Source organism: Bdellovibrionota bacterium (assembly GCA_035292885.1).
Lineage (GTDB): Bacteria > Bdellovibrionota_G > JALEGL01 > JALEGL01 > DATDPG01 > DATDPG01.
In genome coordinates this window covers 1-14,494 of the sequence record DATDPG010000166.1, presented here as the reverse complement: position 1 = coordinate 14,494, position 14,494 = coordinate 1, and the positions used below count along the sequence as shown (strand labels likewise).

Here is a 14,494-nt window from a genome sequence, read left to right as displayed (position 1 = left end):
GTTCTGGCCGCTCTCTCGGCCCGGAGCCGACTGGTCATCCCGAACGACGTTTCGTAAATAGCCTCCCGTGGTAGTGTCGGCGCCCGGAACGTCAATGACGCCGTCTCCCTCAGGATCGATCGCTCCGAAATACGTGTAGGTCGTTACGTTCTCTTCGGCATCTTTTTGGAAGATCAGCTGGCCGAAATCGTTGTATCGCAAGATCGTTTCCGCTTGTTCGGTCGGGCCGAGCCCCACCCGCGAGGCTTGGGCCGGCCTCGGCACATCCGGATAATCGATTTTGATCAGGTTTCCCGCGTCCTGGTCGATCCGGCCGTCGCCGTTCAGATCCCCGAGATTGGTGATTCCCGCATCGTCAAAGAGTTGCTGAAGCTCCGCCTCCGTCAGGCCGAGTTCCGGCGCGAAGTGCGTTTTTGCCGCCGCGAGATCCTCCATGTAGTCGTAAAAATACGTCGTCGTGAATTGCGGCGGCGTGTGCCCCGTCTCGAAGCCGCGGGGATCGATCACCTTAAACGGCTGGTTGAAAATCGGCTCGTAGACAGTTTGGCCCGTAATCGTGACCTGGTCTCCGCCGCGGCTATCCGCCGTCAAAACGGTCTGCGGACGGTTCCCTTGAGAGTTTCTCGGGAAGCCGGAACCCTCGGCAAACGTGAAGTTTCCCCTCGTTCCGAGGACGTCGACGGTTTGATTGATGAGGCCGTCGTTGTTGTAGCTGTTTCCTTTTTCGTAACTGGGAGGAGAACCGGCGCGAAGCCCGTGCGTGAAGATTTTCTCGCTGAGAATGTGGCCGATTCGATTGACCTCATACCGAGTCAACGTCCCGCGGCGGTCCGTGGCGTCGATCTGTGTTGTCGGCGTATTGACGTCTCCGAGGGCGTCTCCGATTCGCGTGTAGGCATACGTATAGATTCCGCCCGCGGCGAGATCGCCGGAAGCCACGGGATTCCCGACCGTGTGCGTGAGGACATGGCCGAAAAACGGTGCGCCGGAGTTCATTTGATACGTCCACTCCAAGCGACTTCCGCCTCCGACACCTCCGTTTTGGTTCGGAAACGTGACGGACGTCAGGGCGTTTTTAAGCCGCGGATCCGGATCGTTGAGGTATGTGTACGACGTAACTTTTCCGAAGTCGAAATCATTGAGTCCGCCCGTGCTCGTAACGGTCGGGCTTCGAACGCTTACGAGCTGTCCCTCCGTGTTGTAATCATAGATGACTTCCCGGCCGCTAAAATCATGGATTCGGCTTGCACCGTCGGGATAATCAAAATCTTCATAAAAGAAATCGATGTTCCGGCCGTACGATTCGGTGATCGTGAGAAGCTTCCGCTGGAAGAGAACCGGCTCCAAAAGTGCGCTCTCGTACGTAAAACCGATCGTGTTTTCGTTCCGCGACACGATGAGGACAAGAATGGCTGGGACCGTTGGATCGGAGGGATCGGCGGCGAAAATCAAGCGCGAGCCGTGGCGCATTCGGAGGATGTATTGGTTCAAGCCGCTGTTGAATGTTAATAACTCAAAGCGCCCCTCGTTGTTTTTCCAGACATCGGTCCCTACCGGATTAAAGACGTCGACCCGTCCGAAGCTTTCCATGATCACGCTTCCGCTCGGATCACGTTGCAGCGTGTGGCGGTAGTTGAAGGCCCACGCGGGACCAAAAATGGAGTTTGGATAATTCCGTCGGGTCAGATGGCGGCGCTTGATCGCCAACGGCGTATCGCCGTCACGACCTGAAAAATAGAGATCGGTTTCATCCAGATTTTCCTGTCCGCTATGGATAAGAATGCTCGGTTTCCCCTTGCGGTTCTGGTCGATACGCGAACAGGTCCCGTCGCCCTTAGACTCCCCCGTGTTGAGACCGTCAATGTCTATTAGGTCGTCACACCCCTGTGCCGGCGCATCGAGAAACCGGATCGCAAGGTCGCACCGGCTGTTGTCGAAGGTACAGCTTGTGGTGCACGCAAGCGTTCCTTCCCCGAGCCCGAACGAGCCACAATTCTTAAGTCGCAAATCAGACCCATCACATGCTTCTCCCGGTTCAGCGATGCCATTGAGGCAGACCGGCGAACAGTCGCCCGGACAGGTATTGGCGTTTTCACCGGCGTTGCAGATACCGTCGCCGCAGAATGGCTGCTGGATTCGCGTGCATCCATAATAATCGAATGTGCAATCTTCGTTGCACGAGAGACTTCCTCCCGTAAATCCCTGACCTTGAGAGATGCAAGTTTGGCCGTTCAAATTGGTGCCGTCACACTCCTCACCAGGGTCAAGGATGTTGTTGTTGCCACATATGATATCGGGATCCGCCAACGCCGGAAGATTTCCTCCCCAGACCTGTGCCCAGAATTGGTTCGTCGCGTCGACGGAAGAAAATGTCGTTGTAAACGTCGCGCCTGTTCCACTGGTGGGAGAAGCGCGAGCGTGCATATCCCCCATCGTGTCGACATTCCACGGGATATACCTTTCAAAACCCGATGGGTTTGTGGTGCCGGCGAACGTGATCGGAGAGTCGAACCTCATCACCTGACCGTGGTCGCTGGTGTGGGTGATCTTTGTAACGGCGTAAATATGGAAGTTCGCTTTCTGCGATCGATCGAGTCCGACCGACAACTCATGCACTCCCACGTTACGGAAGACAGTGGAGAACGACGGACCGACCCCTTTTCCCGGCGTGCCGCCGGACGCTTTCCATTCAATCAGGTGCTGAAATTTCGGGTGGTTAATCGTCGCCTTACAGGGCCAGGAGGTTTTGATGTGGCCGATCTCTGTGGCTCCGGGAGGTGGATCCACCATCGTGATTTTGAGCGCCTTTGCGGAGACGGGGCCGACATTGAGCTGGATCGACTTCGTGACCGGGGCCAGTGTGCGGTATGAGCCTGTGACCCTCACGGTATAGGTCCCGTTTTTGGAAAATCGTTGTTTGGCGACGGAACTCCTCGCATCGTGGCTGACTTCGGTGACACCACTCCAGACAAACGCCGCTTCGGTGGTCGAGCTGGCCACATGGAACGTCAAAGTCACATCGTGCGGAACATCCAAGCTTGCGGGGGCAGGCTGAGCGGTCGTCACAAAGGGTTCGATCGAAAGAACGCTAAGAGTGAGATTGAAAGGATCCTCAACGCCAGGGCCCGTAGTCGGAGGTACGTCACTCCCTGGAGGAGAATGTCGTCCGGCACCGATCGCAGGAAAAGAAGAAACAGCAATGGCAATTGTACTTAGCCCTGAGAGTAGAAGGCTTCCGAGTCCCCTTCCGGCTAAACGATGCTGGCGCATGACGCGGCTGCTAAACGTGTCCAATATAGACGAGGCATACTCCTGTCAAGGAAGCCAAAGTCCGCGCTTATCGATGGACGCCGACGATAGTTAATTGCGTGTGCCCGCCGAGTGGTCGCGCCGGCAATACTCCACCGCCTGAAGAGTTTTCTCGATCTCCTGGTTCAGGTTTCGCACGTCTTCCTCCGCTTGAGCCGACCGCGTGAAGGCTCAAAAGCCCGCAACTGGTGGCTTGTGGCTAGAGGCTGCCCCCGGTTGGCGGCTCGGCCAACTTCCACCGATTCTTTTCGACTGTATTCCCACATCGCTTCGTCACTCGATTCGCCCAAATCGAGAAACTCGAAATCAGCCTCGGCCTCCCAAAGACGGTCAAAGGCCGTCGGGCTCAATCGCGAAAATCCCTCGGGCAGTTCTCCGACTTTTCCGCGATACTCGCCCAGAACAGCGCCCGTGCAGGTCGTGGCGGATGAATGCATGGCGCCTGTGTGGGGCTTTGGTTCATTCGCGTGGGCGGGAGGCACGGCCATTACGCAGGCCGTGACGATTCGTATGATTATTCGTTCCTTCAGGAGTAAAACGACCACAAATTCCGTTAATTCCCGCGCTCCCAGGCGGACCGATCCTATCTGGAACGAGGAATCTTCCCTTAACTCAAAATATTCTTTCTGACCTCTTCCGCCCTTTCGGGGCCGACGAGACGTCGGATCATGGCCAGGGCGAACGGAATGGCCGTCCCGGGGCCCCGACTCGTGACGATATTTCCATCCTCCACAACGCTCTCTTTTGAGATCGTCGAACCGCCTAGCTTGGCTTCAAAAGATGGATAACAGGTCGCTCGTTTTCCCTTCAGAAACCCATACTTCGCCAATACGGTCGGGGCGGCACAGATGGCGGCCAGATGGCTTCCTTTCGTTTGATGCTTTCGGAGAAGTCCTTCCAATTCCTTGCTTTCAGCAAGATTTGTCGAACCCGGCATGCCTCCCGGCAAAATGATCGCTTCAAAATCCTGCCCCTCAACATCTCGGAGGGATGTTTCCGTTTCAAAACCGATGGAATGCGCCCCTTTTACGGTCTTTCTTGGCGCTAATCCGGCCATTATGACTTCCACGCCCGCCCGGCGGAGAAGGTCGATAATGGTCACCGCTTCTATCTCTTCAAATCCCTCGGCCAGGGGAATCAAGACCCTTGGATTGTTTCTTAACGCCATCTTCCGACCTCCCGAAAAAAAAGAGCCGTGGTCTCGGCCCGCGGCTCTTGTTTGTTGAAATTGTTAGCGTTTTTCAGGCACGGTAGTTCGAAACCAATGTACGAACTCCAATCTTGTCGAATTCGACCTCGATTTTTCCCTTGCGTAGATTGGCAATCACCTGCCCGCGTCCGAAAAACGGGTGTTGGATCACCTCGCCGATCTGATACCTCTGATCCATCGAGTATTCCCGTATTTCCTTCTGCTCCATTCCTCTATCCTCGCTTGCTTTTCTGGGACTCCCCTGCCGCAGATTCATTGTGCCTCCGCTGGGGGAAAAAATGTGACGCTTATGTACCAGAGCGCCCGAAAATGGTCAAGTAATACTTAAACTTCCGAGAAGAAGAAGGGCTTTAAGCACTGGATTTTATTATTATAATCTTCTGGGTAAAGGAAAAACTCCGTCGCCGCCACGGAAGAGAGAAGCGAGTTCCCATCTTGCGGGGTGAACGACCATCCCACCACCTCTCGTTCGTTGAATACCTCAACGGTCGCCTCTACCACGACCGATTCGTTTAGAATTCGTCCGAAGTGTCCATGGTCCCGGCCAAACGAAAAGACCATGTTGGACGAATTCTTATGTGTTAGGGCGATCCGGTCGCAGGCCTTCAGCCGTCGCATCACTTCATCCTTGGTTACAGGCTTCTTCAGCTTCAAGTTGAACCAGACCGTGTGCATGTATTGCGTGTTCGTTTTGATCGCCGATGAAAAGAGATTTACGTCTAGATTCAACGTCTTGAACAGCTCATGGGCATCGCGAGCGTGATGCGTCCCAAACCGGGCGTCTTTGTGCCGGTTCACCTGATGCGCGGGAATGAAGTCGTTCTCCTGGCTGAGATCGTTCGCCCGACGAATACAGACAAAACGGGCTGAATCCAGCCCGTCCATCTCTTGTCCGTTGTTCATGGCGACCGTCTTCACCAAAACCGAAAGATTGTGCGTGTTGCAGCTGACGACCTGGAGAAACTTCTCTTTCCCTTTCACCAGCGCTTCGTCGTTGATTCCCCGCGCATACATCTTTCCAAAACCGAACTCGCTCCCTTGAGCAATGAAACCCAACGTGGTCGGAATGTACTTCTCGTAATATTGAACCTTGTTCTGGTTTCCTACCGGAGTGCAATCCACGATGACCGAGGCCCGTTCAAACGCTTCGTCCAAGGAGTACGAGGTTTCCAGGCCGATTTTCTTGAACGCCTCACGAGATTCCTTTTCCGCACAGAGCCTGGCTCCTCGGCGGATTAGGGCGGTGACCTTGGAGCGATCCACCAAAAGCGCCTGTTTCTTGGAAAAAGTCACTTCATCAATGCCGAGATCTCTTCGAAAATCGGAAAGGAGTCCGATGAGGGGTTCGCCGATCGTTCCGGTTCCCACGACGTGAACGGTTTTCTGCGACATACGAGCCTTCCTTGGATGAGAGGTTTTTTTATTCTGCCCGCGGGGCTTTATAGCGGATGAGTTCCGCGCGGTCAACGGACTGAACCTTGGGCAAACAGGGTGGCCATAGTCCCCCGCACATTCTCCATTTTCCGGTGCAGAGCCTCCAGCACACCGAGAGCCACTTTGCCCGCCACATCGGGCGATTCCGACACCAATTGCTGATAATGCTTTCCATTTAAGCGAAGAAATTCACAGCGCTCCATCGCCTGCGCTCCCACCGCACGTCGGGGTACGCCGTTGCCGGAATCGATGACGGACAATTCGCCGAAGAAATCTTCCGGTCCCAAAATAACCTCTGCGCCCGCCGGCTGTGCCGGGATGAGACGGACGCGACCCGTTCGTAAAATAATCAATCCCTCGCTCGGCTTCCCTTCCTCCGCCAGCCAGGTTTTCGGTTCGACGGTTTCTTCTTGAATATGCGGAGCCAAGCAGGCGAGATCCCGGAACGTCAGGTTTCGAAACAACGCACATCGTCGTAGGGTTCGGATCTTGGCCATTATCGGTACATGTCCTGGTACGCGACGTAATGTTGAGCCGATTCCAGCAGACGCGCGCGTTCCTGCCTTGTCAACTTGCGTTTGGGTTTGGCCGGCGAACCCATCATCAAGGCCCCCGAAGGCACCACCGTGCCCGGGGCAACCAGTGAACCCGCGGCAATCATGCTGTCGCTCTCCACAACCACACCGTCCAAAAGGATTGCGCCGATTCCGACCAACACACGGTTCTTGATATGGCAACCGTGCAAAGTCACGCCGTGCCCGATGGTTACGTCATCCTCCAGTGTCAGCGGCCAAACATCCTTGGTCACGTGGAGCACACAATTGTCTTGGATGTTCGTTCTCGATCCGATCTTGATCCAATGAACGTCCCCGCGAACGACGGCCCCGAACCAGACACTGGACTGCGGCCCGATCGTGACATCCCCGATGATCGTTGCGTTGTCGACGATAAATGCCGTCGGATCGATCTTCGGCCTTTTTCCCGGAATGGATTGGTTCGGCACATTCCCCCCTACATCTTGTACTTGCCGAACGCTTCGTCGGAGAGATTTTTCAAGATCTCCGCCCACTTTTCTTTGTCTTGAGGAGACACGGTTCCCTCCGGCACCTTTTGCGAGCGTCCGGAGCGTTCGATGACATCCTCATCGACCAAAATCGGAGCCTGGCAGCGTAGCGCCAGTGCGATGGCATCGCTCGGCCGGGCGTCGATGCGAATTTCCTCGTTGCTCGCCTTCCGAACCACGAGTATTGCAAAATAGGTATTCTCCTTCAGATCGTTGATCTCCACTCGAACCAACGTCGCTCCCAATTCGCCCACGATATTGCGTAGGAGATCGTGGGTCATCGGGCGCGTAAGCTGAACCTTCTCCAATTGCGAAGCGATGGCGCTGGCCTCGAAAAGGCCGATCCAAATGGGGATGGATTTCTTTTGCTCGGTGTCCTTCAGGATGACCATAGGAGTGTTCGACGCGGGGTCCAGCGCCAGACCGAACACGTTCATCTCAATGAACATGTTCTACCCCTGCGTTCACGGATTCACCCCGGAAAGAATGCGACAGAGCCTCCGTAATCCGCGCCATTTGAAGCCGGCCGATCCATTCGTTCCGGCCGGGAAAGTTCACGCTCCGATTCGTTCGGGTTCGACCGCTTAAAAAGCCTTCGCCGCTTTTCGCCTCTCCTTCGGCAAGAACCTCGACAACATCCCCTACATATTCTTTCATCTTGCGTTCCCGGATCTCATTCTGCAGTGACTGCAGGCGGCTCAACCGATCCGCTCCGACTTCGGCGGATACGAATTCACTCGTCCAATTCGCCGCCTTCGTGTGCGGTCGAGGGGAGAAACAAAAAGAAAAACTGTCCGCAAACTGGAACTCGCTTACAAGATCCAGCGTCTGCTGGAAGTCCGCTTCCGTTTCGGATGGAAATCCCACGATAATGTCGGTCGTCAGTTCAAGGCGAGGAATTTTTTTCAGGAGAGTCGAACTCTTTCGTCGGTACTCATCGATGGTATATCCCCGATTCATACGCGACAAAACCGTATCAGACCCGCTCTGCACGGGCAAATGCAGATGTTCGCAAACTTTCGGATTCTCGGCCATCGCATCGATCAGTTCGGCCGACAACTCCGCCGGATGGGACGTCACGAAACGGACCCGTTCCAGCGCCGGCACGTCGGTCACTCGGCGCAGTAGTTCCGCAAAAGAAATGACTCCGGAGCGGTCCCTTCCGTACGCATTCACGTTTTGGCCCAAAAGCGTGACTTCCCGGACGCCCTGATCGACCAACGCCCGAACTTCGTCGACGATGTCCTCGGGCGGGCGGCTCACTTCCCTCCCGCGCGTGAACGGTACAAGACAAAACGTGCAAAACCGATCGCAGCCGTTTTGCACGGTCACCAGTTCGGAGACGGGATGAACCCGCGTCGAGGAGCGGTACGGGAGAAACGAATAGTTCTTCCATCCGTAGAATTCGACTTCCATCAACCGCTCCCGGCCGATGCGGGCTTTTTCGACCATCTCCGGAAGGTTCGCCCACTGATGAGTTCCAAACACAATATCGACAAAGGGAAACCGGCGCTGCAAATCGTCGCCTTGCGACTGCGCCATGCACCCGCCCACCGCAATCACCATTCCCGGGTTTTGAAGTTTGGCCGCGCGAAGCGTCCCGATCGAAGAAAGGGCCTTTTGATCCGCCTTTTCCCGAATGCTGCACGTGTTGAACAGAACCAGATCGGCGTCGTACGGATTCGTCGTCCATTCATAGCCGAATTGGTCGTGGAACAGCCGGAACGTCCGGTCAGACTCGTAATCGTTCATCTGACATCCGTACGTCTCGATGTAAATTTTGGACGCTGCGATCGGCATACGGCGGATCATTATACGGGCTTACACTCCTCGTTCAACCGCCAAACAATGGGAGCGCTGGGCTAAAGTTTCAGCCTAGTTTTGTCATCTTTGTCGTTAATAACCCAACCCAAAGGCGACTTGCGTATATCGACGATCAAATCCCGCAATTCGGGCAATGCAGCGACCACCCCGTCCGATGCGGTTTTCAATTCCGCCGCCTGTTTTAACACCCCCTCCACGTTGGGAAGGAGCTTCGCCAATCGATCCACCGTTGTTGTGTTGGCTTCAACCTTGCCTACGACTCGGTCTACACGGGACAAAACGGAGGCCAAGTTCGCCGGATGTGCGCCAGACGCGTTCAACTTCGCAAGCTCGTCCGCCATTTTGATCCGCAGTTGATAACCGGACTTGATCGTTGCGCCGTTGACCGTTTTCCCGCCCTCAAACGCGTCTGCAAGAATGTCGGAAAGATCTTCGGCGTCCCGAGGCTCCAACAATCCGACCTTGGCGGCCAGGCCGGCCACATATTGGCCGACCCCCGCGGCATATTTCACCGATTGAAAAAATTGTGCCATTTCGCCGCCCCGGGCGGCAAACTCGCGGTTGAAATCCTTCGCTTCAGCGGAAAGCCGCCCCAACTCCCTTTTCCACTCCTGAATGTCTTTCGGAGAGAGATCCTGAACAAGCGTCAGAAGTTTCAGCGAAGCGATCGTTCCCGTTTCTACAAAGGAGTTAAAACTTTCATCCCGCCGGGCGAACATCTCCGAAAGCGATCGAAATTGCTTGGCCATATCGGCGATGGGATGGCCCAGGGCCTCCACCTTGTCGCTGGCCAGTACGAAATTCCGGTTGAGCTGGCGCATTTCATCAAGATTTTGGCTCATGAGATCGTTCGTCGTGTCGATTTTGCTTTCGTCGACACATCCCGATCCCAGCATGAAGAATGCCGCGGCCAAAACCGTTTGACATGTGCGCGTTACACCCCGCATCGTGGACACCCCCCTCCCCAGAGGGCGCGGTCGTGTAACACACTTCGATTCCGTTGACTACTTTCTTTTCGTAGAATTCAGAATCTTTTGAATTCTGAGGCAGGCTCTTTTTCCACCGACCGGCGCGTCAAGCCGACGGAATTTTCTCCAGCGCCTCCTTCGTCTCCGAAGGAAATCTCTCGACCGTATCGTCGACCTTTTTCACGTGCCCGAGGACGACCTGTCCCGGACCCACTTCGATCACGCGGGTCGGCTTGAATTCCAAAAAGATCTTTTGAAGGGAGTGCGTCCACCGAACCGGCCTCCAGACCTGTTCCGCGAGCCTATGAATGATTTCACCTTTCGATCGCACGACGGCGCAATCCACGTTCGCTATGTAAGGAATGCGGGGATCGTTCCACTCTACTTTCTCCAATTCAGGTCGCAGTTTGTCCGCGGCAGGTTTAAGCAATGAACAGTGAAAGGGAGCGCTGACTTCCAGTGCCACACATCGTTTAGCGCCTCGCTGTTTGAGAAGGTCTACGGCCGCCGCCACGCCTTCTTTGGTTCCGCTGATCACGACCTGCCCCGGGCAATTGTAATTCGCCGGGTCCACTTGCATTCCTTTCGCCGAAATCTGCCGGCAAACTTCTTCGATAAGGCCTTCCTCGGTGCCTAAAATGGCCGACATCGCCCCCTGCCCCAGCGGCACCGCTTCTTGCATAAAACGACCCCGGAGCCGAACCAATCGAACCGCGTCGGCGAATCCCAGGGCGCCGGCGCTTACCAGAGCGGAATATTCTCCCAAGCTGTGCCCGGCCAACACCGTGGGCTGAATCCCGCGCTCTATTAAAACCCGGCCAATGGCCACACTTACCGCCAAAATGGCGGGCTGAGCGTTTTCCGTCGCTTTAAGTTTCTCCGCCGGCCCGTTTCGAATCACATCGGAAAGGGAAAATCCTAAGGCTTCGTCGGCTTCCTCCCGTGTTCGTTTTGCCGTCGGGAAGGACGAAAATATCGACTCGCCCATTCCGACCGCCTGCGAACCCTGCCCGGGAAATAGAAATGCTGTTTTCATGATTTCGCCTCCCGAATGAGCACTTTCAATCCGCGCCGAGCGCGGAGTCTCCGTGCGGCGGAACCGTTTCGAACCGCGATTTCCAGCCGGTTCGAACTGTTCCAGAGAGCCAAGAGCGTGCCGTCTTTGGCCGCACCGTAAGTATGAACCATCGACCGAATCGTCCTGCGTCCGACTTCGACGGCGGGGTTCACGAGAGTGTCACTCTTCAAAATATTCGTGATTAGATTCCCAAAACGATCGATGTAAATGACCTCCCCCTGAAATCCTTTTTTCTCCTTCTTCGGTTCCGCGATCGCGAGATCCTTAATATCCGTCAGCGGGGATCCCAGTTTCTTTACGGAACTCGAGGCCACGAGCTTCCCGACCACGTGAGCGAAAAGATCCCGCCCGGCAAAGGTCGGGCTCATGAAGGACATAAGATCGCCTCGAATGGCCCAAAATTTCTTCTGACGGCAGGTTCGAGTAAAGCCGAAGAGTCCGTTGTCCGGCCCCACGAAAATGTGGCCGTCCGCCTCTATTATGAGAGGTAACCGAGCCGTTCCGACTCCGGGATCCACGACACCCAAATGGATGCTCCCGGGAGGATAGAATTTCCAGGCGTCTCCGAGAATCAATCTCCCCGCCAATACATCCTGGGCCGGCACATCGTGGCTGATGTCGACCAAGTGAACATTGACGCTGTAGGAAAGAATAACGCCCTTCATTGCCGGCACGTAAGGATCGGCCGACCCGAAATCGGTGATGAGCGTGACGATCTTCACTGTTTTTCCAGAAGCTCAATATAGTGAAGAAACAAAGGATCGTCCCATTGACGCACGCCCTCCACACGGTCACGCACGCGACCCGTTTTGTCGATAATGTACGTCTCAGGAACTTTGAAGGTCCCGTACTTGTGGGAAAATTTGTGTTCGCGGTCCAAAAGTACGGCGAAAGATGGAGTCTTCCCCTTGAAAAATTTGTCGATCACCGGGAATCCCTCGGAATCGATGCTCACCGCCAGCATCACGAAACGATCTGAAGCGAGTTTCTTGTTGGCTTCTTCCAAGGAGGCCATTTCTTCCACGCACGGAGGACACCAGGTCGCCCAGAAATTGAGAAAGATGACCTTCCCCTCAAACGACGAAACGCTGACCCGTTTGCCGCTGCGATCGGGAAGAGAAAAGTCCGGCGCGCATTGGCCTTCTTTCCCGCCGATCGGGCCGGAGCAAGCCGCGTACAGTTGGGGAACGAACGAAAAGAACGATAACAGCGCGAGGAGAAGAACTCGCCTCACGAGTTCTTGGACGGCGCTTTTTTCTTGGATCCTTCGGCGGCGACGGTCTTCTTTTTTGAAACCTTTTCTTCGCCTTTGGCCGTTTTCGCCGTTTTTTCGCCCTTGTCCGGTTTCTTTTCTTTCTTGGCGGGCTTCGCGACCGGGAGCAGCTCGATCAACGCCATCTCCGCACCGTCTCCTCGGCGACGTCCTACGCGAAAGGTTCGTGTATATCCTCCCGCTCGATCCTTAAATCGCTGGGCGACTTCGCCGAAAAGCTTCATCACGACGCGATGACCGTAGAGGTAACTCGCCGCTTGTCTTCGGGCGTGGAGATCTCCGCGCTTGCCCAACGTAATCAACGGCTCCACAACACTGCGAAGCTCTCTCGCTTTCGAGATTGTCGTCTCGATCCGCTCGTGGTCGATCAGAGATGTCGCCAACCCGCGAAAGAGAGCTTTTCGCTGCGCCGGCAGCCGGCCGAACGTTCTTCCTGCTACTCTATGCCTCATACTCCGCCATACCTTCTTCCGCCGCCACCGGACTGCTCTTATCGTTCGCTTTTCTCGATTCCAGCTCTCGAAGCGCATCCGCTTCCAGTTTCATGCCCAGGGAAAGCCCCATTTCGGACAAGATCTCTTTGATTTCGTTGAGCGATTTCCGGCCGAAGTTTTTCGTCTTGAGCATCTCGGCCTCGCTTCGCTGCACCAGTTCGCCGATGTATCGAATATCGGCATTCTGAAGGCAATTCGCCGAACGCACGGAAAGCTCGAGCTCATCGACCTTTCGAAGCAGATTTTCGTTCACGCCGCTCTTGGGGGACTCCATGGCCGACTCTTCGGAGGCCTCGACCTCCTCAAAATTGATGAAGACCTGGAGCTGCTCCTTCAAGATCTTGGCGGCATATGCCACGGTATCCTCGGGTTTCACCGCGCCGTTCGTCCACACTTCCAGCGTCAGCTTGTCGTAATCGGTGCGCTGTCCGACCCGCGCCTGGCTGACGGTATAATTGACCCGTTTGATCGGCGAGAATACCGCGTCCATCGGAAGGGTCCCGATGGCCTGGTCTTCTTCCTTGTTTTTCTCCGAGGGAACGTAGCCGCGTCCCATCTTCACCGTCATTTCCATCTGAAGGCGCGCATCCGGGCCGAGCGTAGCGATGTGATGCTCGGGATTGAGAATTTCCACGTTCTCATTCACCACGATGTCCTTGGCTTTGACCTTTCGCTCGCCTTCCGCGTTGATCGTGATCTTTTCGGGGCCCTTGGAATGGCACCGGATCAACACTTCTTTCAAATTAAGGATGATTTCGGTGACATCTTCCGAAACGCCCTTCACCGTCGAAAACTCGTGGTCGACGCCTCGGATCTTCACGTTTGTGATCGCCGCTCCCTGCAACGACGACAATAGAATCCGACGCAGGCTGTTTCCGATCGTGATGCCGTATCCCCGCTCGAGAGGTTTCACGACGAATTTTCCATAGGTGGGCGTGAGCGTATCCTGCTCGACCTCCAGCATCTTCGGACGAATCAATTCTTTCCAATTCTTTTGCAGCAGAGTTTCCATATTTCTCTCCTCTATTATTTCGAATAAAGTTCGACCACCAATTGTTCCTGCATCGGCATCGTGAGATCCTCGCGCGCCGGCATGGAGCGAACCAATCCTTGGAACGCCTTGCGGTCCAGCTCGAGCCACGCGGGCACCCCGCGCCGCTCCACGGCATCCAGCGAGAAATTCACCCGCGTGATCTGCCGACTCGCCTCGTCCACCGAAACACTCTCCCCCACTTTCACCAAGTACGAGGGGAGGTTGATCCGCTTGCCATTGACGAGAATGTGGCCGTGACGAACGAGTTGGCGCGCTTCGTTTCGGGAGCTGCCAAACCCCATCCGGTACACCACATTGTCGAGGCGTCGTTCCAACAGAATCAGAAGCGCCGAGCCGGTGTTTCCCTTGCTCCGCCGAGCCTCCCGGAAGTAACGCCGGAATTGCGCCTCCAGAAGTCCGTAAATTCTGCGGATCTTCTGTTTTTCGCGAAGCTGGTGTCCGTAGTCGGAAAATTTGGTTCGTCCCTGACCGTGCTGTCCGGGAGGATATCCCCGGCGATCGATCGCGCACCGATCGGTGTAACAGCGATCGCCTTTGAGAAAGAGCTTCGCTCCCTCTCGACGACACAATCTACAAAGTGATTCACAATATCGAGCCATTCTGCCTCCTCGCCGTCAAACCCGTCGCCGCTTCGGCGGCCGACATCCGTTGTGCGGGATCGGCGTAACATCCCGTATCATGTTGATTTTCAACCCGGCCGACTGAAGCGCTCGAAGCGCCGCCTCGCGCCCGGCGCCCGGACCCTTGACCTGAACGTCGACGGTGCGCACACCGTGCTCCGCCGCCT

Annotated in this window: 17 protein-coding genes; all 17 read right to left on the bottom strand. The window is 55.6% G+C overall.

Going from position 1 to position 14,494, the window contains the following annotated elements; translation table 11 throughout:
• A partial coding sequence (locus tag VI895_12355) for a DUF6531 domain-containing protein (protein HLG20591.1) occupies nt 1-3,066 on the bottom strand: 3,066 nt, incomplete at its 3' end.
• Nucleotides 3,067-3,434: 368 nt separating this feature from the next.
• A complete protein-coding gene (locus VI895_12350; protein HLG20590.1) occupies nt 3,435-3,746 on the bottom strand; it encodes a hypothetical protein in 312 nt (103 codons plus the stop codon).
• 170 nt (nt 3,747-3,916) lie between these two features.
• Nucleotides 3,917-4,477 carry a DJ-1 family glyoxalase III gene (locus VI895_12345; GenBank protein ID HLG20589.1) on the bottom strand — a complete coding sequence of 187 codons (561 nt, stop codon included), beginning with the start codon at nt 4,475-4,477 and terminating at the stop codon, nt 3,917-3,919.
• Nucleotides 4,478-4,550: 73 nt separating this feature from the next.
• Nucleotides 4,551-4,727: a hypothetical protein gene (locus VI895_12340; GenBank protein ID HLG20588.1), complete on the bottom strand. Its 177-nt coding sequence runs from the start codon at nt 4,725-4,727 to the stop codon at nt 4,551-4,553.
• Between the two features lie 116 nt (nt 4,728-4,843).
• Nucleotides 4,844-5,911 carry a hypothetical protein gene (locus VI895_12335; protein ID HLG20587.1) on the bottom strand — a complete coding sequence of 356 codons (1,068 nt, stop codon included), beginning with the start codon at nt 5,909-5,911 and terminating at the stop codon, nt 4,844-4,846.
• 71 nt (nt 5,912-5,982) lie between these two features.
• Nucleotides 5,983-6,450 (bottom strand): cyclic nucleotide-binding domain-containing protein, encoded by a 468-nt coding sequence (locus VI895_12330; protein HLG20586.1) that lies wholly within the window; start codon nt 6,448-6,450, stop codon nt 5,983-5,985.
• On the bottom strand, nt 6,450-6,956 hold the full coding sequence (locus VI895_12325; GenBank protein HLG20585.1) for a gamma carbonic anhydrase family protein: 507 nt from the start codon (nt 6,954-6,956) through the stop codon (nt 6,450-6,452). The genes VI895_12330 and VI895_12325 overlap by 1 nt, the downstream gene beginning before the upstream one ends.
• 8 nt (nt 6,957-6,964) lie before the next feature.
• Nucleotides 6,965-7,465 carry a bifunctional nuclease family protein gene (locus tag VI895_12320; GenBank protein ID HLG20584.1) on the bottom strand — a complete coding sequence of 167 codons (501 nt, stop codon included), beginning with the start codon at nt 7,463-7,465 and terminating at the stop codon, nt 6,965-6,967.
• Complete coding sequence (gene miaB / locus VI895_12315) at nt 7,455-8,828, bottom strand: tRNA (N6-isopentenyl adenosine(37)-C2)-methylthiotransferase MiaB (protein HLG20583.1); 1,374 nt, start codon at nt 8,826-8,828, stop codon at nt 7,455-7,457. Before miaB ends, VI895_12320 begins: the two co-directional genes overlap by 11 nt.
• 50 nt (nt 8,829-8,878) lie before the next feature.
• Nucleotides 8,879-9,787: a hypothetical protein gene (locus tag VI895_12310; GenBank protein HLG20582.1), complete on the bottom strand. Its 909-nt coding sequence runs from the start codon at nt 9,785-9,787 to the stop codon at nt 8,879-8,881.
• Nucleotides 9,788-9,914: 127 nt separating this feature from the next.
• Nucleotides 9,915-10,844, bottom strand: a complete 930-nt coding sequence (gene fabD / locus VI895_12305; GenBank protein HLG20581.1) for an ACP S-malonyltransferase — start codon at nt 10,842-10,844, stop codon at nt 9,915-9,917.
• Nucleotides 10,841-11,608 (bottom strand): SAM-dependent chlorinase/fluorinase, encoded by a 768-nt coding sequence (locus tag VI895_12300; GenBank protein HLG20580.1) that lies wholly within the window; start codon nt 11,606-11,608, stop codon nt 10,841-10,843. Before VI895_12300 ends, fabD begins: the two co-directional genes overlap by 4 nt.
• Nucleotides 11,605-12,120, bottom strand: a complete 516-nt coding sequence (locus VI895_12295; protein ID HLG20579.1) for a TlpA disulfide reductase family protein — start codon at nt 12,118-12,120, stop codon at nt 11,605-11,607. The genes VI895_12300 and VI895_12295 overlap by 4 nt, the downstream gene beginning before the upstream one ends.
• Nucleotides 12,117-12,611 (bottom strand): 50S ribosomal protein L17, encoded by a 495-nt coding sequence (rplQ, locus tag VI895_12290; GenBank protein HLG20578.1) that lies wholly within the window; start codon nt 12,609-12,611, stop codon nt 12,117-12,119. Before rplQ ends, VI895_12295 begins: the two co-directional genes overlap by 4 nt.
• Entirely contained in the window at nt 12,601-13,665 is a 1,065-nt protein-coding gene (locus tag VI895_12285; protein ID HLG20577.1) for a DNA-directed RNA polymerase subunit alpha, read from the bottom strand. Before VI895_12285 ends, rplQ begins: the two co-directional genes overlap by 11 nt.
• Nucleotides 13,666-13,679: 14 nt before the next feature.
• On the bottom strand, nt 13,680-14,306 hold the full coding sequence (gene rpsD, locus VI895_12280) for a 30S ribosomal protein S4 (protein HLG20576.1): 627 nt from the start codon (nt 14,304-14,306) through the stop codon (nt 13,680-13,682).
• A 15-nt stretch (nt 14,307-14,321) separates the two neighbouring features.
• Nucleotides 14,322-14,494, bottom strand: a 173-nt coding sequence (gene rpsK / locus VI895_12275) for a 30S ribosomal protein S11 (protein HLG20575.1), incomplete at its 5' end; no start/stop codon positions are given.